General features: G+C 50.6%; 20 protein-coding genes. 16 read left to right on the forward strand and 4 right to left on the reverse strand.

What is annotated here, in order from left to right:
- The first annotated feature begins 364 nt into the window (after nucleotides 1-364).
- The 11 genes from JYB63_RS19185 to JYB63_RS19235 all read left to right on the forward strand — a co-directional run bounded on the left by JYB63_RS19185 (nucleotide 365) and on the right by JYB63_RS19235 (nucleotide 11,615).
- Nucleotides 365-1,348 carry a TRAP transporter substrate-binding protein gene (locus tag JYB63_RS19185; protein ID WP_205659539.1) on the forward strand — a complete coding sequence of 328 codons (984 nt, stop codon included), beginning with the start codon at nucleotides 365-367 and terminating at the stop codon, nucleotides 1,346-1,348.
- 237 nt (nucleotides 1,349-1,585) lie between these two features.
- The gene (locus JYB63_RS19190; RefSeq protein ID WP_205659540.1) at nucleotides 1,586-2,182 is read left to right on the forward strand and encodes a TRAP transporter small permease; all 597 of its coding nucleotides are present in this window, start codon (nucleotides 1,586-1,588) and stop codon (nucleotides 2,180-2,182) included.
- Nucleotides 2,179-3,576 carry a TRAP transporter large permease gene (locus tag JYB63_RS19195; protein ID WP_205659541.1) on the forward strand — a complete coding sequence of 466 codons (1,398 nt, stop codon included), beginning with the start codon at nucleotides 2,179-2,181 and terminating at the stop codon, nucleotides 3,574-3,576. Before JYB63_RS19190 ends, JYB63_RS19195 begins: the two co-directional genes overlap by 4 nt.
- A gap of 201 nt (nucleotides 3,577-3,777) precedes the next feature.
- A complete protein-coding gene (locus JYB63_RS19200; RefSeq protein ID WP_205659542.1) occupies nucleotides 3,778-5,160 on the forward strand; it encodes a sigma-54 dependent transcriptional regulator in 1,383 nt (460 codons plus the stop codon).
- Between the two features lie 381 nt (nucleotides 5,161-5,541).
- A complete protein-coding gene (locus tag JYB63_RS19205) occupies nucleotides 5,542-5,889 on the forward strand; it encodes a hypothetical protein (protein ID WP_205659543.1) in 348 nt (115 codons plus the stop codon).
- Between the two features lie 2 nt (nucleotides 5,890-5,891).
- The gene (locus tag JYB63_RS19210; protein ID WP_205659544.1) at nucleotides 5,892-6,521 is read left to right on the forward strand and encodes a FapB/FapC family functional amyloid domain-containing protein; all 630 of its coding nucleotides are present in this window, start codon (nucleotides 5,892-5,894) and stop codon (nucleotides 6,519-6,521) included.
- Nucleotides 6,522-6,564: 43 nt separating this feature from the next.
- Nucleotides 6,565-7,782: a FapB/FapC family functional amyloid domain-containing protein gene (locus tag JYB63_RS19215; RefSeq protein WP_205659545.1), complete on the forward strand. Its 1,218-nt coding sequence runs from the start codon at nucleotides 6,565-6,567 to the stop codon at nucleotides 7,780-7,782.
- A gap of 148 nt (nucleotides 7,783-7,930) precedes the next feature.
- On the forward strand, nucleotides 7,931-8,671 hold the full coding sequence (locus JYB63_RS19220; protein ID WP_243432074.1) for a C39 family peptidase: 741 nt from the start codon (nucleotides 7,931-7,933) through the stop codon (nucleotides 8,669-8,671).
- 27 nt (nucleotides 8,672-8,698) lie between these two features.
- Nucleotides 8,699-9,487, forward strand: a complete 789-nt coding sequence (locus JYB63_RS19225; protein WP_205659546.1) for a hypothetical protein — start codon at nucleotides 8,699-8,701, stop codon at nucleotides 9,485-9,487.
- A gap of 223 nt (nucleotides 9,488-9,710) precedes the next feature.
- Nucleotides 9,711-10,964: a transporter gene (locus JYB63_RS19230; protein WP_205659547.1), complete on the forward strand. Its 1,254-nt coding sequence runs from the start codon at nucleotides 9,711-9,713 to the stop codon at nucleotides 10,962-10,964.
- 150 nt (nucleotides 10,965-11,114) lie between these two features.
- Complete coding sequence (locus JYB63_RS19235) at nucleotides 11,115-11,615, forward strand: hypothetical protein (RefSeq protein WP_205659548.1); 501 nt, start codon at nucleotides 11,115-11,117, stop codon at nucleotides 11,613-11,615.
- Between the two features lie 68 nt (nucleotides 11,616-11,683).
- On the opposite strand, the gene ilvA is transcribed toward JYB63_RS19235, so the two are convergent.
- Nucleotides 11,684-13,201: a threonine ammonia-lyase, biosynthetic gene (gene ilvA, locus JYB63_RS19240; protein WP_205659549.1), complete on the reverse strand. Its 1,518-nt coding sequence runs from the start codon at nucleotides 13,199-13,201 to the stop codon at nucleotides 11,684-11,686.
- Nucleotides 13,202-13,424: 223 nt separating this feature from the next.
- Between ilvA and rpiA the strand changes: the two genes are divergently transcribed.
- Nucleotides 13,425-14,096, forward strand: coding sequence for a ribose-5-phosphate isomerase RpiA (gene rpiA / locus JYB63_RS19245; protein ID WP_205659550.1), 672 nt, complete (start codon nucleotides 13,425-13,427; stop codon nucleotides 14,094-14,096).
- A 65-nt stretch (nucleotides 14,097-14,161) separates the two neighbouring features.
- On the opposite strand, the gene JYB63_RS19250 is transcribed toward rpiA, so the two are convergent.
- Nucleotides 14,162-14,641 (reverse strand): YHS domain-containing (seleno)protein, encoded by a 480-nt coding sequence (locus tag JYB63_RS19250; RefSeq protein ID WP_205659551.1) that lies wholly within the window; start codon nucleotides 14,639-14,641, stop codon nucleotides 14,162-14,164.
- 143 nt (nucleotides 14,642-14,784) lie between these two features.
- Here JYB63_RS19250 and JYB63_RS19255 point away from each other — a divergent pair, with 143 nt between their 5' ends.
- Genes JYB63_RS19255 through JYB63_RS19265 form a run of 3 tightly spaced genes read left to right on the forward strand, consistent with a single transcriptional unit; the run spans nucleotide 14,785 to nucleotide 18,715 of the window.
- Nucleotides 14,785-16,887: an efflux RND transporter permease subunit gene (locus JYB63_RS19255; protein WP_205659552.1), complete on the forward strand. Its 2,103-nt coding sequence runs from the start codon at nucleotides 14,785-14,787 to the stop codon at nucleotides 16,885-16,887.
- Between the two features lie 53 nt (nucleotides 16,888-16,940).
- Nucleotides 16,941-17,654, forward strand: a complete 714-nt coding sequence (locus JYB63_RS19260; protein ID WP_205659553.1) for a hypothetical protein — start codon at nucleotides 16,941-16,943, stop codon at nucleotides 17,652-17,654.
- Nucleotides 17,654-18,715, forward strand: a complete 1,062-nt coding sequence (locus JYB63_RS19265; RefSeq protein ID WP_205659554.1) for a 3-oxoacyl-ACP synthase III family protein — start codon at nucleotides 17,654-17,656, stop codon at nucleotides 18,713-18,715. Before JYB63_RS19260 ends, JYB63_RS19265 begins: the two co-directional genes overlap by 1 nt.
- Nucleotides 18,716-18,756: 41 nt before the next feature.
- Here JYB63_RS19265 and JYB63_RS19270 read toward each other — a convergent pair whose 3' ends face one another.
- Entirely contained in the window at nucleotides 18,757-19,737 is a 981-nt protein-coding gene (locus JYB63_RS19270) for a WD40 repeat domain-containing protein (protein ID WP_205659555.1), read from the reverse strand.
- A 9-nt stretch (nucleotides 19,738-19,746) separates the two neighbouring features.
- On the reverse strand, nucleotides 19,747-20,226 hold the full coding sequence (gene rsd / locus JYB63_RS19275) for a sigma D regulator (protein ID WP_205659556.1): 480 nt from the start codon (nucleotides 20,224-20,226) through the stop codon (nucleotides 19,747-19,749).
- Nucleotides 20,227-20,584: 358 nt separating this feature from the next.
- Here rsd and JYB63_RS19280 point away from each other — a divergent pair, with 358 nt between their 5' ends.
- Nucleotides 20,585-20,968: a flagellar basal body-associated FliL family protein gene (locus tag JYB63_RS19280; RefSeq protein WP_243432075.1), complete on the forward strand. Its 384-nt coding sequence runs from the start codon at nucleotides 20,585-20,587 to the stop codon at nucleotides 20,966-20,968.
- The last annotated feature ends 77 nt before the right edge of the window (nucleotides 20,969-21,045 follow it).

The raw sequence follows: 21,045 nt of genomic DNA on the forward strand, positions 1-21,045 counted from the left end.
AAATTGGGTAGTCGCTGATAAGAGACAAAAAATCACTTGATCCAGCGCAAGTTATTGGCAGATTTGCATAAATTATCTGTGCTTGTCCGGTGTGGTTTCTCACTCGTAATGGGTGAATATCCCCCGGTGTAGAAGGCTGTAAATGGGTGGGAAACCACCCAAAAATTAATCAGTTATTGTTTGGGTGAATTTTTCTAATGATCTTTTAACTGATTGAATATTATATATTTTATTTTTAATTTTAAGTGTTTTTTATTATCTGGCACGACCTCTGCAAAGGATATACGCATCTCAATCACGAGAATCATGATCCTTGGGCCGGTGAGCTCAATGACAACGCGAATAATTACAACAGGAGAGCGTTATGCGTTTATTGACTGCAGCTGTTACTTCAATGGCTTTAATGTTTGGTGCGACTGCCGCAACGGCCGCGCCAATTGAAATTAAATTTTCCCACGTGGTGGCAGAAAACACCCCTAAAGGTCAGATGGCTAACAAGTTTGCTGAGCTGGTTGCTGAGCGTCTGCCGGGTAAGGTGGAAGTAAAAGTATTCCCAAGCTCGCAGTTATTCGGCGATAACAAAGTACTGGAAGCAATGTTGCTGGGTGATGTTCAGATGGCGGCACCGTCTCTGTCCAAGTTCCAGAAATACACCAAGCAGCTGCAGTTATTTGACCTGCCGTTCCTGTTCAAGGATATGGCGGCTGTAGAGCGTTTCCAACAGAGTGAAGCCGGTCAGAAGATTCTGTCTTCTGTTGAGTCCAAAGGCCTGGTAGGTCTGGGTTACCTGCATAACGGTCTGAAGCAGCTGTCTGCCAGCGAGCCGCTGCGTGTACCTGGAGATGCATCCGGTAAGAAATTCCGCATCATGACCTCTGACGTGCTGCAGGCACAGTTTGAAGCGGTTGAAGCGGTGCCTCTGAAGAAGCCTTTCTCTGAAGTATTTACCCTGCTGCAAACCAAAGCGATCGATGGTCAGGAAAACACCTGGTCTAACATCTACTCCAAGAAGTTCTTCGAAGTTCAGCCATACATCACCGAATCTAACCACGGTGTTCTGGACTACATGGTTGTGAGCTCCGCTGAGTTCTGGAACAGCCTGGATGACGATATCCGTGTTGAAGTGAAGAAAGCCCTGGATGAAGCCATTGCTTTCGGTAACCAGGTAGCGGCTGAAAAAGCACAGAGCGACAAGCAGGCGATCATTGATTCCAAGCGTTCTGAAGTACTGGAAATTTCCGATGCTGAGCGTGCTCAGTGGGTAAGCGCAATGAAGCCAGTATGGAACCAGTTTGCTGACGAGATCGGTGCTGACCTGATTGATGCGGCTGCACAGTCTAACAACTAAGACGTTGATCCGCTGAGTTGTATCGCTCCGGCCGGTGTATAGGGCCGGTCGGGGCACCTTTCATATAGCGGATATTTTGCAGATGGGTCAGCCGGTATGTACCGGACAGGTCCGACGGATATCTGCAAAGTATTTGCTTTTCCGGCATGTGAATTCGTGAAGTAAGTAATCGCTTACTGACTTCGCAGTGCCGGAAATATCATAAGAATAACGGGAATCACCCGTGCAGGGGGCCATATGGTTCGTAAAGTTGTTACAGAGCTGGAAGAAACGTTTCTGTCTCTGTTGTTGGTCAGCATGACCCTGTTGGTATTTGCCGAAGTGGTGATGCGCTTTGGTTTCAATGCCGGTATTCACTGGGCGCAGGAAGTTACCCTGCTGATTGCTGCCTGGTTCGTTCTGTATGGGGCGTCTTACGGCATTAAAGCCGGTGTTCATATCGGTGTGGATGTATTTGTAAAACTGTTGCCAAACAAGATTCACCGGGCGTTGACAATTATCGCGCTGGGCCTGTGTCTGACTTATGCAGGGCTGTTGCTGTACGGTTCATGGGTTTACCTCAGCAAGATGAAAATGATCGGCATTGAGCTGGAAGATTTACCGATTCCGAAGTGGACGGTGATGAGCATTCTGGTGATCGGTTTTGTCATGCTGATTGTTCGTCTCTTGCAGCTGGGCTTCAGGATTATTAAAGGCGAAATCAATGGCTTCCATTTCACTGATGAAGCTGAAGAAAGTATGGAAATTGCCAAAGAATTACAGGCTGAGGAGAGTCAGCGTGCGTCAGACGGACAGGACCCGCAACAGGATCAGCATAAGGGGGACCGGTCATGACCACTGCTGTACTTTTTATACTGCTGTTTGGCTGCATTTTTATTGGTATGCCAATCGCCATTGCGCTGGGTTTGTCCAGCGTGGCAACCATTCTGCTGTTCTCGAACGATTCTCTGGCATCCGTTGCACTGAAGTTTTTTGAGGCAACATCAGAGCATTACACCTTGCTGGCGATTCCGTTTTTCATTTTGTCCTCTGCGTTCCTGTCCACCGGTGGTGTGGCAAAGCGTCTGATCAGTTTTGCCATCGACAGTGTTGGTCATATCCGTGGTGGTCTGGCCATGGCGTCGGTAATGGCGTGTATGCTGTTTGCAGCGGTTTCCGGTTCTTCTCCGGCAACGGTGGCAGCCATCGGTACCATTGTTATCGCCGGTATGGTGCGTTCCGGATATCCGGAGTCTTTTGCGGCAGGGGTAATCGCAAACGCCGGTACCCTGGGGATTCTGATCCCGCCATCCATTGTAATGCTGGTGTATGCCGCGGCGACGGAAGTGTCTGCTTCGCGGATGTTCATGGCCGGTTTTATTCCGGGTCTGATGATGGGCGGTATTCTGATGCTGGCGATTTATATTGCCGCACGGATCATGAAGCTGCCGTCCGAGAAGTTTCCGGGCTTTGGTGCACTGGCTAAGTCGTTCTTCATCGCCCTTGGCGGCCTGATGCTGATCTTTATCGTACTGGGGTCTATTTATGGCGGTATTGCCAGCCCGACGGAAGCGGCGGCTGTGGCGGCGGTATATGCCTATCTGGTCTCGGTGATGGGGTACCGGGATATCGGTCCGATGAAGGGCATTGCCTGGCGCAACGAAGGGGAAGCGCTGGTACGGGCCATTGGCCGTAACTGTCTGCAGATGCTGTGGGCGCTGCCTCAGTCAGTTCGCCATCCTGATGTGCGTAAGGTTATTATGGATGCCGCCAAGGTTTCCCTGATGCTGCTTTTCATCATTGCCAATGCGATGCTGTTCGCCCATGTACTGACCACTGAACGTATCCCCCATGCGATTGCTGAAACAATCATTACCTGGGGCCTGCCGGCCTGGGGTTTCCTGATTGTGGTGAACATTCTGTTACTGATTGCCGGTAACTTTATGGAGCCATCGGCGATCATTCTGATCATGGCACCGATCCTGTTTCCGATTGCTACCCAGCTGGGTATTGATCCGATTCACCTGGGGATCATCATGGTGGTTAACATGGAAATCGGTATGCTGACACCGCCGGTAGGGCTCAACCTGTTCGTCACCGCCGGGATAACCGGCAAGAATATGGTCTGGGTGATCAAGGCATGTCTGCCGTGGTTATGTTTACTTTTATTCTTCTTAGTTCTGATCACGTATATTCCGCAAATATCACTATTCTTGCCGGAATATATAGACGAGCTACGGGGCTACTAAGCCAAACAAACTTTTGTTTAAGGCCGCATTATGCGGCCTTTTTTGTGTGAGAAATAATCACCTATAAATGGGTACAATAAATTTTTTTCCTATGCTTGGCTGTTTTCTTAACTATCCTCAATCTTGCTACACATAAAAAAAGGGTTACTCAAATAATAATAATCAGGGATGAAGGGCAGGGAGCTTAAACGGGGGATTTCTATGGATACTTCGCTGGTTTCTGATCAGGAGCGGCCATTACTTTATGTCGATACGACCGGGTCCCGATCAACACAGTTAAGTGAAATAATTGCTGAACACGGGTGGCGGGTTGACCGCGTTGATACATTTCAACAGGCCCATCAACAGGCCAGACCTAAGGATTACCGGGTAGGTATTGTCCATCTTGAACAGGTTGAAACGGCTGATCTGCTTGCCGCGGATGATCTGTTTGCGCGTAATAAAAACACTGAGTGGCTGTTATTGACCCGGCACCGTTGCCTGGATGAAAGTGACCTTTGCCAGTTAATTCATCACGCCTGTTACGATTATTACACGCTGCCGTTAGATGATGGTGGTGTGTCCAGTCTGGTCACGACGCTGGGACATGCTTATGGAATGGCGAGCCTGTCTAAGCAGCTGACCGAAGGGCATTACGACGACTACCACATGGTAGGTACCAGTCAGTCGATGCTGAAATTATTCAGTGGAATTCGCAAAGTGGCGGCGGTGGATGCACCGGTGCTGATACGCGGCGAAAGCGGAACCGGCAAGGAACTGATCGCCCGTGCAGTACATGAACGGTCCAGCCGGGCCGGTAAACCTTTTATCACGGTGAACTGCGGTGCTTTACCTGAGCATCTGATTCAGTCAGAACTGTTTGGCCACGAGAAAGGCGCTTTTACCGGTGCGGTTCAGAAACAGATCGGCCGGATTGAAGCCGCCGATGGCGGCACCTTGTTTCTGGATGAAATCGGTGACCTGGCGATGCCGCTGCAGGTGAATTTATTACGATTTCTGCAGGAGCAGGTGATCCAGCGGGTTGGCTCAACCAGGGATATCAAGGTGGATGTCCGGGTACTGGCGGCAACCCATGTGGATCTCGATGAGGCGGTTCAGGCACAGAAATTCCGTGAGGACTTACTCTATCGGTTGAATGTTTTGCAGCTTCGCCCACCGGCTTTACGGGACCGGGATGATGATATTGAATTACTGGCCCGGTTTTTCTTTCAGCATTTTCGCGGTGAAGGGCATGGCAAGATTAAAGGCTTTTCGAAGCAGGCGTTGCAGGCAATGACTGCCTACGATTGGCCCGGTAATGTCCGGGAGATGATTAACCGGATCCGGCGAGCGGTGGTGATGTGTGAGGGCCGGCTGGTATGTCCGATGGACTTGGGACTGGTGGATGGTTTTGTCGCCAAGGATGTGATGTCGTTGGCGGATGCCAGGAATGTTGCGGAGCGCCAGGCCATTGAAAATGCTTTGCAGCATTGCCGTTTTAACATGAGCAAGGCAGCAAAGACCTTAGGTGTGTCCAGAGTGACGCTGTACCGGTTACTGGCGAAATACGAAATCGGTTTTGATGACAGCAGTATGGTGAGCTGACCGTTTCAGCTGATACATCTGCTACTAAAGCCCGCATAATGCGGGCTTTTTCTTTTTTATCAAGCAGTTAATGTGATTTTTGATATATGCGCGTTTCAGATATGTAACACTTTCAGAACAACAGGCATGGGGTATATCACTGCTGTAACACTTTGGTTACAGATCTTTATTTGATTGTAACTGACTGTTTTATATGAATTTCAATATTCATACACAAGTTGAGTGTTAGGCAAATGTAACACTTTCCGACCTGATTGACGGCTTTTTCAGAGCCTGAATTCCTTTCTGTGAATTTTATTCTTTTAAATACAGATAGTTATAAAAACTGGCCCCGTTTTCGCAATACCTGTCCCGAGATAACACGATAGGCAGGTATGAAAAATGAGCAGTTTTCATTTCAACACTAAAACGCTTACCCGGGCTGCAGCTGCATTAGCACTGCTGGTTGGCGGTTGGCATAACAGTGTTGTCGCTCAGCCTGCGGCATTGGAGGCCGATGCAGATTTTTTGTTTGATCTGTCTGAAGTAACTCTTTTTGAGAGTCAATTGTTATCCGATGAGCATCTCGCAGGTATGCGTGGACAGGGAAGTGAAGCATTGGTTGCTGCAGTACAGCGGAATGAAATCATCCTCTGGGATGAGGATTCATCTGATAAGGGACGGGGAAGTCGCTCAGTACAACAGGGCAACCAGGTAATAACAATCAAAGTAAATCTGGGGGGTCGCTGATCATGACACCCTTAAAGATTAAGGCAAGTCTGCTTTTGGGGTTAATGGGTTGTACGGCGATGCAGGTTATCGCTGATCCGGTACCTCAGGTGCAGCAATATTCCACCCAGGCAGTAATTCAGGATATGGCCCTGGAGGGCAGTAGTGGCGTAATTGGCGTCAATATTGCCTCCGGTGATTCCAATGCCCAGCTGAACGCCAGAGCACTGGCATTCAGTGTTGGTCAGGGAGTTGCCAGCGCTTCAGTACATGCGGCGCAACGGGTTCAGGTGCCGGGTGACGCACCGGATTCTGCGGTGAGTCTGATCCAGGGGAGTGCATTTTCGAATGCCTCTGGAATGATCTCCGTCAACCATGCCAGCGGCGTAGCAAACGCACAGGTTAATGATATCGCAATCGGTTTCGCCATTGGCGGGGTTGCGGTGACCGAAAGTGAGCTAAGTCTCACGGTCACCGGCCAACCCGGCGGCCTGTCGAACCAGGAGCAGATACAGCAACATCGGGAAGCCTCCATCAGTGGTTCAGCATTTGAAGGCGCAAGTGGTGTGGTACAGATCAATCAGTTAGCGGGTTCCGGAAACGCAACGAGTAATAGTTTTGGCCTGACCGTTTCGGTTGGGGCCGAGCAATGATCGGGCAGAAGCCCGTACTCAGGGGAAAATAAGGAGAAAGACAATGAAACAGGTATTCAAAATTGCACCACTGGCATTGGCCGTTGCTGCACTGAGTTTTACCGGAACAGCTGCTGCAAGCGGGGATGGCTATGGCGGTCACAGAGGTGGTGATGGCGCCACGCTGAAAAAGTACGTCAAGGTTTCTAAAGACGTTAAATATAAGGGCAAGGTTAAAATCAAAGGGACTATCGAGGTTGATTCTCTCGGCATGGCAGTCATCAATGATGAGCAGGATAGTGATCACAACGAAGTAACTAACAACTTTGTTGATAACCGTTCTGGCCTGGCTGGTGATGCTCTGGAAAATGCCAGAGGTAACATCGGGGTTAACATGAGTTCCGGTGATAACAACGTTCAGGGTAACTCTGCTGCTTTAGCGGCTGCTGACATGCGATTTTTATTGGGTTCTGCGGATGCCGAGGTATTTACTGATCAGAACGCAGATGACAATACCATCAATAATAAAGGTGTTATCAACAGTTCTGCGTTTGTAGGAAATGCGCTTGAGAATGCTCGCGGTAATATTGCAGTAAACATTGCAACCGGTGCAGGTAACGTGCAGAAGAATGCGTTTGCCGGTGCAGTCGCTTCAGGTTCAATGGGTGAAGCGACTGTTTCATCCCGTCAGGAAACTGAGCACAACACAACCACGAACATGGCTGATACAACTGAACAGACAACATCTACAGAAGTTACTCTGTCTGGCGCTATGGCTGGTTTCTATATTGGTGGAGGTAGCGGTAGCTATGACACAGTTGCTTCTACTTACAGCGGCGAGTCAACTCAGGACGGTGGTGTATATCCTGAAATCTGGAGAGATGACGGTGACCATGCGAATGGTGATAATGCTGTGCTTTGGGGCCACCTTGATTTCGATGATCAGAACGGTAACGGTCAGGGTAACCTGAAAGGTACGTTCGACTTTGATGAGAGCGGAACCATTACGCCGAATGAAGATACCGGAGATCTGCGTTTCCAGGAAGCTGGTTTCCAGGTGTTGGCAGGTTCTTTCACCGGCGAAGTTGTACACACAGTGATTCACTATGTGCGTCATGAAAACAACTCCATCATGGCTGATGATGCGCTGCGAGGCGCACGGGGTAATATTGGTGTCAACATCACAGCTGGCTCTAATAACCTGCAAAACAACAGCTTAGCTCTGAGTCGGGTGAATGCGCCTGCAGCCGGTGAAGGCCCTACTGGTCCGGGTGGTGAGTAAGAATAGCTTTTATGATGAATGACTTTTAATAAAGTTATATGAAAGCTATCCAGGAGCAGGCGATGTCTGTTCCTGGTTTCTTTGGGCGAATTCACTGTAAAACCATGTTGGTTTAGATCGGTGAAAGCGCTGTTTGAGGAGAGGGAGTATGCCTGTTTTCGAAGCGATGCTGGCCGGTTCCGGAAAATATATTAGCAGTACGGTAAAGCTATTATCGGTGGCTATTGTGATATCTGTTTTCGCAGGGAGTACGCAGGCTGCCAATGTGCAGTTTGGTGCTGCGATGCCACAAATGACAACTATTCATAAGAAGGTGCTCAGTATGCGTGAGAAGCGCTACGAGCATATTGTCCGTCAAGAGACGGATTTTAGTTGTGGGGCGGCGTCACTGGCAACAATTTTACGTTACGCCTACGGCCTGGATGTTACAGAAAAAGATATGTTGGACGGTTTGTTTGCGGTGAGTAATCAGGAGTTAGTTCGGGAACAGGGCTTTTCTTTATTAAACATTAAGCATTACGTGGAGCAATTGGGAATGCGTGGTCGAGGCTATAAAATGAATGCCGAAAACCTTGATAAAATACAGGTACCTACGATTGTGCTGCTTGATCTGAAAGGCTACAAACATTTTGTAGTGCTGAAAAGGACAGTAGAGGATCTGGTGTATATTGCTGACCCGGCTTTAGGCAATAAAGTGTTGCCTAAGGATGAGTTTGTAGCGAGTTGGAGTGGTTTGGTATTTGCTGTTATCGGCAAAGGTTATAACCGTCAATCGGTATTGGCTAATCCTTCCGCACCTTTAACTGCACGAAACCTGGTGAATGTATTTGCTCCTGTAAGTGATGCGCAACTTCTTGAACATGGGTTTACCCATGCGGAGTTGTTTTAACCGCCCGTTTCGGGAGGAGATACCATCATGAAAGGTATGAGATGGTTGACAAAAGTAATACCCGGAGCCCTTGCCACTAGTGTGTGGTTGCTGGCTCCAAATGTTGTTGCCGGGCCTTTTGGCCTGGAAGGCGAAATTGTTCCTGATTCGGTTTTAGCTGATGTAAGGGGGCGTTTTGTCGATGGTCGCGACGTGAGTTATTTTGGTGTCGTGATGGCTACGGAATGGCAGCGTGCAGGACAGGATTACAGCATGGAATTACATATGGATATCAGTTTTTCTCAGGGATTCCGTCCGAATATAACGATTTACCGTACCCGTGATTTGGGTGTTGCCAGTAGTGGTGCGGGTAATCAGGTTCTGAGTGGTGTGTCGGATAATGGTGCATTAGACGATATTGCCGGGGTAGTTCAGAACATTCAGATAGCAGGGGATGAAAACGGTGTTCACAACAACGTGGAGTGGACAGTAACGGACGAGTCCGGAACTCCTCAGTTACGTGGTCCTGATCTGATTCAGATCGGTGCCGGTCACGAAAGTTTCGCTGATGATAATGGCGTAACAACCCAGGTTCAGGCAAACGGTTCAGGGGTTGGTTATCAGGTGGATGTACCGGATGTTGGTACAGTCGCTCAGCGCATCTCCCGCCGGCAAATCCTTTCAGCAGGAAATATTCTGCAAAGTACTCAGCTAAACAGTAATTTAAATCAGGTATTTAACCGTATCGGTTTGAACGTACAGTTAGCTCCATCCGGTAATTTATCCGGGGCATCCAGAAATTTCCAGCGAGCTTTGAACAACTTACAGGGGTTATAAACTATGCTTAGTGGGTATTGCCGTGTTACATGCATGGCAATACCTGCAAAGCAACAAGGAAACAATAACAACAGGCGAACACCGCGAAACCGGTTCAGGCCGGTGAGGAAAGCAGTTGTGGATGGGGTTGTAGGCTGCTGATGGGTATGTGCATGCAGTGTCTCGCTTTCTGTCAGGAACTATCAGAGTTCTTCTGGCATGACTGAAGAAAGAGGGGAACATCATGGAAAAGCTAGTCTATTTTCGTCTGAGCAGTTGTACCGTGGCGGTATGTGCTGCACTGGGAATGACCGTTTCAACCTGTGTCATTGCCGAAAATGGCGACTCGATGACCGCCGATGAAGCAAACCAGCTTCGCTTTGAAATTAAACAGTTACAGCTCATTAATAAAAATCAGGCGGATATGCTGAGAAAGATGGAAGGTCGTCTTCAGCAGCTCGAAAGTGGTCAGCAGGCGGTGCCTGCCCAACAACAGGATCAACAGGCCGGACAGCAGACTGCCGGGGCTGAAAAAGAAGAAATTAAGAAGTCCGCCGATCCAAGTTCCAGTGTAGAAAACGTTTTGCAGGAAGAGCATGTCCTCTTTGGCGATCAGTTTACTGTGGAGTTTGGGTTTAATTACAGCCATTACGACCGTAAAGACCTGGTGCTCGAAGGTTTCTTGGCACTGGATGCAATTTTCCTTGGTGATATAGCCGTAGATGATGTAAAGGCGGATATATTTACTTTTGATATTACCGGGCGATACAACGTAACGGATCGCTGGCAGGTGGGGATGACAGTTCCCTGGGTGTACCGAAATACCAATTTTCAGCGGAATGTGAGTGGCGGTGTTGAGTCTGAAGTCAGTGAGGCGGGTTTAGGTGATATTACATTACTGTCTGCGTATCAATTGTATAAAGAGACAGATTCCCGTCCGGATATTGTCTGGAACACCAGTTTAAAAATTCCGACCGGTACGGACCCCTACGGAACTCCTACGATTACTAAAACAGCCTCGAATGGCGATGATCTGACCTTTCCTGCGGAGTTGCCAACCGGCAGTGGTTTATACAGCCTGACCACCGGATTATCATTTGTGAAGACAACCGACCCTGCGATTCTGTTTGCCAATATCGGCTATACCCACCACTTTGAAGAAAGCTTTGGTGATATAAGCTCTTCTGCCGGTAATCAGCCCGGTAAGGTAAAACTGGGGGATTCAATCCATTACGGTGTGGGGATGGCGTTTGCGCTCAATGAACGGACAAGTTTGAGTATGGCGTTATCGCAACGAATCAGTCAGGAGAGTGAGACTCAGTTTGACGGTGCTTCCAAGCAGAAAGTAATCGGCAGTGATGGTAATGCTGCAACCTTCTCAGTGGGTGTGACCTATGCGTTGAGCGATAAGTGGTCTATGTCCACGTCTCTGGGTATCGGTTTAACACCGGATGCGCCCGATTTTGCTCTGTCAATGAGGTTCCCATTCCGCTTCTGATGCAGAGCGCCTGGGTGGTCTCCCTCGTCATCCAGGCTTTTTTACGTACGGATTTTTACTGTTGTCAGTCTGCGGTTTGATCCAGATCTTTCGTCTCTTCAGGGGGATGCTCTATAATTGCCGCTTTGCAATTTTGAGCAGAGATAGCCAGTGTTGGGATTCATTGCAGTTTGCTGGGGCTTTTTAGGGCTGACATTTATTCTCGGAAACGCCATTGTCCGGTTAGGGGCAATTGGCCTTGAAAGCTTTGCCTACCCGCTGGACTGGTATCACTGGCTGGGGCTGGCAGCATGTGTTGCCTTTATGGGCGTATTTGAAGGCTACCGGGGATTCCAGCAGGCGTATTCGCCACGGGTAGCCGCCCGGCTGCTGTTTCTCAAAGATAACGTTACGCCACTGCGCCTGATTCTGGCACCGCTGTTCTGTATGGGCTTTTTTGATATTCGTCGTCGCCGGATGATTGTTACCTACTGCCTGCTGGCGGGGATTCTGGTGATGGTGCAACTGGTGCATCTGCTGGATCAGCCCTGGCGGGGAATTGTGGATATCGGTGTGGTATTTGGTCTGGCCTGGGGGCTGGTCAGTATCATGGCCTTTGTCTGGCAGGCATTTTTTGGTGAAGGGTTCCGGCATTCTCCTGAAATGCCCTAAAGACTTTCTGTCTGTTAGATACATTAAAAAAGGCGACCGCATGGTCGCCTTTTTTGTTCTGGTTTTTTTCAGCCCAGGAATAGCTTATAGGCCGGATTGTCGGTTTCTTCCCAGTAGTTATAGCCAATATCATCCAGGAATTCAGAGACTTTATCGTGCTCGTCAGCAGGTACCTGCAGACCCACTAATACCCGGCCGTATGCCGCACCGTGGTTACGGTAGTGGAACATGGAAATATTCCAGCGGCCGCCAAGCTTGCTGAGGAAGTTCATCAGTGCACCCGGGCGTTCCGGGAACTCAAAGCGATAGAGAATCTCGTTATCCACTGACGCCGGCGCACGTCCGCCCACCATATAGCGCACATGGAGTTTAGCCATTTCGTTATCAGACAGGTCAATCACCTTATAATCGCTGCCTTTCAGGTCGCTCAGCAGCTCACTGCGGGCATCCGGGCCGGGTGTCAGCTGAACGCCGACGAAAATCTGTGCATCTTCATCGTTGGCATAGCGGTAGTTAAATTCGGTGATATTACGTTTGCCCAAATCGCTGCAGAACTGCTTGAAGCTGCCCGGGCGTTCAGGGATTTTAACCGCAATAATCGCTTCGCGGTTTTCACCCAGTTCAGAACGTTCGGCAATGTGCCGCAGGCGGTCAAAGTTTACGTTGGCACCGGATGAAATGGCGATCATGGTGCTGTCGGTGCACTGTTCGCGCTCGACAAACTTCTTCATACCCGCCACAGCCAGTGCGCCGGAAGGTTCGCAGATCGAGCGGGTATCGTCGTAGATATCTTTTACGGCGGCGCAGATTTCATCAATGCTGACGGTGATCACTTCGTCGACATATTTCTGAGCAACTTCGAAGGTGTACTGGCCAACCTGGGCTACGGCCACACCGTCGGCAAAAATTCCCACCTGATCCAGGGTGACCCGTTCGCCGGCAGCTAGCGCCGCATGCATGCTGGCGGACTCGCTGGACTCAACACCGATCACCTTGGTGTCCGGGCGCAGGTATTTCACATAGGCGGAAACACCGGCCAGCAGACCGCCACCGCCAACCGGTACAAAAATCGCGTTAATCGGACCAGATTCCTGACGCAGCAGCTCCATGGCAACGGTACCCTGACCGGCGATCACATCCGGATCATCAAAGGGATGCACATAGGTCAGACCGCGCTCTTCTACCAGTTCCTTGGCATGGGCATTTGCCGCGTCAAAGGCGTCGCCGTGAAGGATCACATTACCGCCATAGCGGCGTACGTTGTTTACCTTCACTTCCGGGGTGGTTTTCGGCATCACGATGGTGGCGTTCACCCCCAGCTTCTGGGCTGCCATGGCCAGCCCCTGGGCATGGTTGCCGGCGGACGCTGCAATGACACCGCGCTGGCGTTCTGCTTCGCTGAGCTGAATCATCTTGTTATAGGCGCCGCGAATCTTGAAAGAGAACACCGGCTGTTCATCTTCACGTTTCAGTAAAACACGGTTATTCAGGCGTTCGGATAAGCCGCGGGCTTCATCCAGAGGTGTCTCGACAGCAACGTCATACACACGGGCTTCGAGGATTTTCTTTATATAACGGTCGGGCATGATTCAGTTCTTTTTGCTGGTGCCTGAATTTTGCAGGCAAAATCCGGTACTTTCTTCGGTTTAAGGAGGCAAATGCTACAAGTTACCGGCCATGTCGTCTAGGGAAGCCTGCAGTTTAGCGTCTTTTCAGTATAGTTTTATCCGCCGGGTTCTGGCTGTTACATCAATCGCCAATGCTGCGTATAATTCGCACAATTATTTCTCATTCTGACGGGTAGCAGGCATGACACAAGACGAAATGAAATTAGCAGTGGCACAGGCGGCTGTGGCACATATTCAGGGTAAGCTGGGTAAGGATTCCATTGTTGGGGTCGGTACCGGTTCCACTGCCAATTTCTTTATTGATGAGCTGGCAAAGATTAAGCATCTGTTTGACGGTGCCGTGGCCAGTTCTGAAGCGACTGCTGAGCGCCTCAAAGGCCACGGGATCAACGTGTATGACATGAACGCGGTTGATCAGATGGAAGTGTACGTTGACGGTGCTGACGAATTTGACAGCCGGATGAACCTGGTGAAAGGCGGCGGCGGTGCACTGACCCGTGAGAAGATTGTTGCTGCAGTGGCGAAGGAATTCGTCTGTATTGTGGATGCCAGCAAACAGGTTGATTTACTGGGCGCTTTCCCGCTGCCGGTTGAAGTGATTCCGATGGCCCGTTCACAGGTTGCCCGTGAACTGGTGAAGCTGGATTGTCAGCCGGTCTACCGGGACGGTTTTGTTACCGATAACGGTAATGTGATTCTGGATTTACACGGTCTGGAAATTGAACAGCCAAAAGACCTGGAAAATTACCTGAACAACATCGTGGGTGTTGTGACTAATGGTCTGTTTGCTCAGCGCGGTGCGGATATCGTCCTGATGGGGACGCCGGAAGGCGTGGTGGAAATCACTGTCTGATAGCCCGAAATGAAAAAGCCGTTGCTGAGCAACGGCTTTTTTTTGTCTGCTGTTTAGTGCCTTTATTATGGGTTGGCGGTTTTCTTCTGCCATTCCCGGTCGGCGCTTCTGATGTTCTCATCGACATTTTCCAGCCAGGTCTTGCGGACACCCAGGCTGTAATTCAGGAACAGTTTGTCATCTTTAATGGTGAAAGCCGCTGGGTCGGAAGAGACCACTAAACCGTGGGCCATTGCCTGCGCACAGTAGCCGCCGTACTGTGGTGAATATTTTTCCGGATTGCCGTCAAACAGGGCTTTGTTTTCTGCGCTGGAAAAGTACCAGGTTGTGCCGTCACGCTGGCTGGTGAAGGCTGCAGAGCCTTTAACCGGCTTACCTTCGGTGAAATAGGCCACAGGGTCATGGCCTTCAAGGGCCCCGGCTTCGTTTTGATAAACCGGCTGATCAGCCAGACTGGTGCAGGCTGACAGTACCGATGCGAAGAAGATAACTGTCAGGATCCGCCAGTACTGGCCAAAACCTGTTGTAAGTCTGTGAATGAACATGGTTTTATCCTCTGTCTGAGTGTCGCAGTCAGGCAGACTAAGGCTAATCTACCTGCTATCTGATGAATGAACGGATTTACAGCTTGCCGTTCCAACGTGAAAACAAACTGAATTGTGCGTCATTAAATATGGAGCCACTGCTGATGCAGCTTTTTTCCGGACAAAAATATCTGAACCTTGCCATGTTTCTGCTGCTGTTGCTGACTATTGCCGGGCTGCAGCACCTGACAACCAATGCCAGCTTTCTGGCGTATTTTGATCAGAAAGATCCTTTGTTCGCCGAGTATCAGCGTTTGCAGGAAAACTTTACCAGCAGGGAGCGCTTGCTGGTGGTGGTGCAGCGCAAAGATGGCGGTTCACTGCTGGAAGAAGATGGCTTTTACCGTCAGAGCAGAGATCTGCATAAACAGCTGGAAGGCTTGCCGGAAGTGGTTCGGGTACGGGGCTTTCTAACCGCCCTGAAGCTTAAGTCGAACATATTTCTCAGCCCTCAGGCCCGTACCGCAATGGATGGTAGTTTTATATCTGCCGACAGCAGTACCGCCCTGATTGTGCTGGACGTGGCGCTGCAAAACCGCAAATCCGCCCGGCAGATTCTGGCGTTCAATGGTCAGGTGACGGCACTGGTGGAGGCCGCCTATTCTGATGATATTGCCGGTTATCTGTCCGGCACCATGGCGCTGAATAATGCTTATATTGATACTGTTCGCCATGATCTGAAATATTTTATCCCTGTCCTGCTGGGGATTATGTTTGGTCTCTTGTGGTGGAGTTTCCGGCGTTTTGCCATCCCTCTGATGCTGATGGGCGTGGGGGCACTGTCCACGCTGGCGGCTTTTGGCGCCATCAGCTGGATGGGGCATGCGGTCACCGCCATTAATGCGTTTACACCGATCATCATTATTGGTCTGAGCCTGGTAACAGCCATGCATAACGTGCTGTCGTTTTATCAGGCCCGGGCTGAAGGCAAAAGTGCAGAGCAGGCAGTGAAAGACAGCTTTCAGATGAACCTTAAGCCCCTGACGCTAAGTTGTCTGACGACGGCGGTGGGCTTTCTCGCACTCCTGTTCAGCCCTTCGCCACCGGTGATGGTGACCGGAATCGCGGCGGCGGTGGGGCTGAGTGTATCTTACCTGCTGACAATCAGCTGGTTACAGGCCGGGCTGCTCAGGTTTGCACCGCCGGCGGATGTGGCGGCTGGCTGTATGGAACGGCTGAATGTGTCCCGCTTATCCTGCGGCGGCCAGAAACGGGTGGTCAGTGCTGCAGTGTTACTTTTACTGCTGGGTGGCTGGGGGCTGACGCAGCTGACAGTGGATGACAACGTCTATGAGTATTTCCCCGAGGATTACAGCTTTCGCCAGTCGGTGAACATCATTGATGCAGAGCTGTCCGGGGCGTCAGGTATCAGTTATGTGGTCAGCGCCGGTGAGGGGCGGGCATTCGCTCCGGCGGATCTGAAGACCCTTGATAGCTTTACCGGCTGGCTGAAAGAACAGCCGGAGGTGCTGAAAATAGTGCCCGGCAGCCGTGCGCTGAAACAGCCGGACAGCTGGGTACGGCTGGCAGAGGAACAGTTGTATAACCCGGATACCCATATGCTCAAGCTAAGGGTACGTATGCCCCAGCAAAGCGCCCGGGCAATGATCGCGTTTGATGACCGGGTTCGCCAGTGGGTTGAGGATAATCCCGGTAGCCTGAATATCTATACCGGTGGCAGTGCGGACCTTATGTTTGCTCATCTGAGTATCAGCAACGCCCGGAGTATGCTGTTGTCGTTACTGGTTGCCCTGTTTGCGATCAGCCTGTTCATCGGTTTTATGTTCCGTGGCTGGCGGCTGATGACCCTGGTGTTTATCTGTAATTTTGCCCCGCTGATTCTGGCTTATGGCTTACTGGGGATCAGTGGTGGTGCGATCACCCTGGGCAGTGCAGTGGTGATGGGGATGATCATCGGCATTATTGTCGATGACAGTCTGCATATTCTGTTCAAATATCGCCGTTATCGTCGTAGTGAATCTGAAACAGCGGCGCTGAAACGGCTCTGGACGGACGTTATTCCGGCGGTATTCATCAGCAGCCTGACCATGATTCTGGCCTTAACGGTGGGCCTGCTGTCAGATTTTAAGCCTATTTTTGAAATAAGCCTGTTCAGCATTGTGATTATCTTTATCGCGTTACTGGCGGATATGTATTTATTACCGGGCTTGTTAAAGATGCGTTTTTTTCAGCGGCATTTCAGGTAGATCCTTAATATAGATGCTGGGCTATCTGACTGTTATGTTTACCGGACCGTTATATGAACCAGCGTTGTTTTCCGTTACCAGAAGCATCAATTACCGAACCGGAGAATCATCCGGTGCGGCACTGGCTGGAGCGCCATCCGGATTTGTCTGTTGGTCTGTCTGAATTACAGCAGACGGCACTGGCTCGGCTGGTCCCCCTGTTGTTGTGTGGTGAGCAGTCTGCTATTCATGTCTTCCATACAGAATATAGCCGCCGGGAAGATTCCCAGTTTTATCTGGCCCAGATCGAAGCGGATGAACGGCTTCACGAAATAGCATTGCAGCGTCTGCTGCAGCAATTACCTGAATATGAAAAACTCCACCGCCTGAAGCGGCAGGCACAGTTATTCTATGCCCGCATTCAGCAGGCCAGCGACAGTGTTGCCCGGCACTTTTATACCATCAGCCAGTTGGATGCCTGTGTCTGTGTGCTGATGAACGCAGTGGCCAACAGCAGCATTAAAGGTACTCCGGCAGCCGGGCTGTTTAGCCTGATCAAACGGGACGAAGCACGGCATGTCAGCATTGCCCGCCGCCATGCGGTGCGGTTACAGAAAGATATTTATGAACAGCCACCGCTGGATTTCAGTATCCATCAGGGGCTGGTGAGTTTACTTCAGCAGCAGACCGAAGCGTTTGAAATGCTGAATATTGATACTGATGCCCTGTTTCAGCGGCTGATACAGATGGCTCCGGTTTCCGGTTCAGCAATTAAGGGAGCAGCATAATGAGTGTTCAGGTGGCGCCCGGCCGGGTGAAACTGCGTAGCTGTGGTAATGCCTTTCCGGGGGAGCACATCAGTAATGATGTGTTGCTGGAACATCTGGAGCAGCTTTGTGACCGTAAAACCGCCCGTCAGGCACGGATTATTGCCCGGCGGTTAGGCATTGAGGGCCGCTATGTGAGCCGACGGTTGGACTCCGCTTTATCTGAACCGCAGGAAACGGCGCCGGCATTGTCTGCCCGGGCAATCCGGCAGGCCCTGAGCAGCTGCCCGGCGGATACTGAACTGGGTTATCTGATTTCCCATACGGCTTCGCCTCATACGCTGTTACCTTCAAGTGCCGCCTGGATTGCTGAAGAACTGGAGCTGCATGCCCCTTACATGGAGCTGAGGCAGGCGTGTACTGGTTTTGCCAGTGCACTGCAGATTGCCGTACCGATGTTGCACCATAACCCTCATATGCAGCCAGTCTGTATTGTCGGCACGGAGGTGGGATCGGTATTTTTTGATATCGACAACGCATTCATAGATACCCCGCAGTTAATTAATTACGTACAGATGGGGGATGCCGCTGCAGCGGTGGTGCTGGACCGGGATGATGGCAGTGATGAGCAGATTATCAGCCATTGTTTCAGCGGCCATATCGGGCTGCAAAAATCCCCCGGCTTTGAGTTGTGCGGTGGTGGTTCTGCCCAGCCGGTATGTGAACACAAACTTCCCTATTTCTTACACCGGGCAGACAGTGTCCGGGAAGCGGGCCCGCAGTTGTTCTTCAAAGGGATAGAAGCGGTAACCGGGCTGGGGTTCTCGCTGGATGAGTTTGATTTTATCCTCCCTCATCAGGCCAATGGTCATATTGATGCCTTGCTGAGTGAGTATTTGCAGTTACCCCGGGAGCGGATCGTGAATGATGCCTGTCGTTGGGGGAATCTTGGTTCCGCAGCGATCTGGGCAAGCCTTAACGGATTGATTCTTTCAGGAAAGTTAAAGCGCGGTCAGCGGGTGCTGGTGCTGGGGGCTGAAGCCACCAAATATATGTACGGCGGGTTTATTTATCAGCACTGAGGACGGTTATTCCTGCAGTGCTGTTTCATAAGGGTCGGGGCTTACTTCAGCTCGTTGAAAATACCGTTGGAGCCCACCGCGTAATACTTACCCTGGCCAAAGCCAACCGCGTAAACTGCCGTGCTGTTTGGCCCGTAAGCATCGCGCTTTTTAATCGCCCATTCACGCAGTTGCTCCCCGGTGGCAACATTCCACAGCTGAACCGTGCCGGAGTTTGTCCCGGTTAACAGACGCTGGCTGTCGGTGGAAAACTCCGCAGCGGTATAGGTGACACGTCGGGCAAACAGGTCCCGGTTATCGGTCAGGGCGTGAATGACTTTACCCGTTTTGGTATTCCAGATAATGGCGTCATCCAGGCTGGCTGAACTGAAGGCTTTTTCGTTGTTGGGGGCCAGTGCTACCGTATCAACCACGTTGCCCAGCTCAATGGTGTGCAGTAATTCGTTGGTCTCGACGTTCCAGAATTTGGTTTTCCAGGCGTCGGAGCCGGTCAGGGCAAACTGAGCGTCTTCACTCAGATCAACGGCTTTTACCCGGGCCTGATGGCCAAGGGTGCGTTTAACACCGCCGTTTTTAATGTCGAAATAGACCGCTGTATGGTCTGCTAGGCCAAGTAACGCATAGTCGCCGTTGGGGGATAAATCCATGCCGAGAATTTCAGCGGGGGAGCGCCAGAAACCGGCGGGCCGGCCATCCTGCAGGCTCCAGAGGACCAGGTCCTGCTGGTTAGCCGTTGCTGCATAGGTTTCATCCGGGGCAAAGGCTGTGGCTGCAATGATGGTGTATTCGCCGTTGGCGTGGTTCCAGTTATACAGACGTTCCTGCTGCAGGTCATTCCACAAACTGCCGCCGTGGTTAAATGATCCCAGCACGGTGAATTTACCGGTTGGGGATATTTCTGCCGAATAGGCACCTTTCTGTGCATATTCAAAGGTTTTGCTGGGCGCATCTCCGGAACCGCAGCCGGATAACAGCCCGGCACTTAACAGTGCCGTGGCAAGCACTCGAACAGAATTCCCCATTATGTTTCCTTAGGTAGTGCTGGTGTCGTAAACCTGATCTTTATGGGCGATATGCAAAATTTCGATCATCTGGTCTTCCAGAGAGAAGCGTTCTTCCAGTGATTCGCCAAGGTGGGAAAGGCGGTCTGCCAGTTCCTGCATATCTTTCAGTGTTTCGCCGTTGAAACTGGAGAAGTTGTCATTGAAATCCAGTGCTTCATCGGTATTTGTCTGAATTTTCGGAAACAGATCCTGGGCGGCTTCCAGGCTGCCATCGTTGAATTCACCGCCTTCTTTCAGCAGCTGCTCATAGACTTCGAAATGTCCGGATGACAGGTAATCCATCAGGATCTGACAGAAGGTCTGGATGGGCGCCGCCAGATCATTGACCGGTGTCTGCGGGAGGCTGACGAAGTGGCTGATCAGTTGCTGACGCTCGGTGAGCCAGTTATCGATGATTTCACTCACACCGCCCCAACGTTCCTGAGCGGTTTTGCATTTTTCTAACATGGTGGTGTTCCTTGTGTTTAGAAACCCGCAGAAAGATACCGCTTTCCTGCAGGTGCTGTCTCCAAGTGAAGACATCAGACAGGTGCCACAGGCCTCTTTATATGACTGCTGACCCAGGCTGGCAGTTGCCTGATTATCTGATTTTTCCATCCCTGCGATACATACTAATCCCAACGGATTGCAGGTGGCAAGGATCAGCTATATGGCAACCGCAAAGGTTCGCGGTATACTGGTGCCACTTTGGGGATGTCTGCTAACGCAATGTGGGCAAAAGTCATTGATTACTGTGATAATTAATGTGTTCAGATAAATAGACGGGGAAGGGTGAACTATGCTGCGGCGCTGGTTTTTAATATTGATGATGGCCTGTTTTGTAACGCCGGTCTGGGCGGCGGATGAAGAAGACGGGGAAGCAGTACCTGAGGATTACATCAACTATATTGAGATGAAGCCCTTTATTGCTAACTTTTCCAGCACCGGTAAGTTACGGTTCCTGAAATGTCAGGTGACTGTTCAGGTCGCTACGCCTGCTGCACACCATGCGGTTAACTACTATAAGCCGGAAATCCGCCATGAAGTACTGATGATTCTTAGCGATAAGCAGGAAGCTCAGCTGAAAACCGTTGAAGCACAGGATGCTCTGGCTAAAGAGCTGCTGGGGGCAGTGCAAAAAGTGCTGCTTGCGGAAGAAGGTGAAGCGTTTGTATCTGACCTGTTCTTTACCAGTTTTGTTATCCAGTAACAGTATCCGATAACGGTCAGAAACGATCATGACGGCGCCCTGTTTTAACGAACCCGGCGCCGTTTTTGTGTCTGCTG

Origin of the sequence: Aliamphritea spongicola, from assembly GCF_017051665.1 — a bacterium.
GTDB lineage: Bacteria > Pseudomonadota > Gammaproteobacteria > Pseudomonadales > Balneatricaceae > Amphritea > Amphritea spongicola.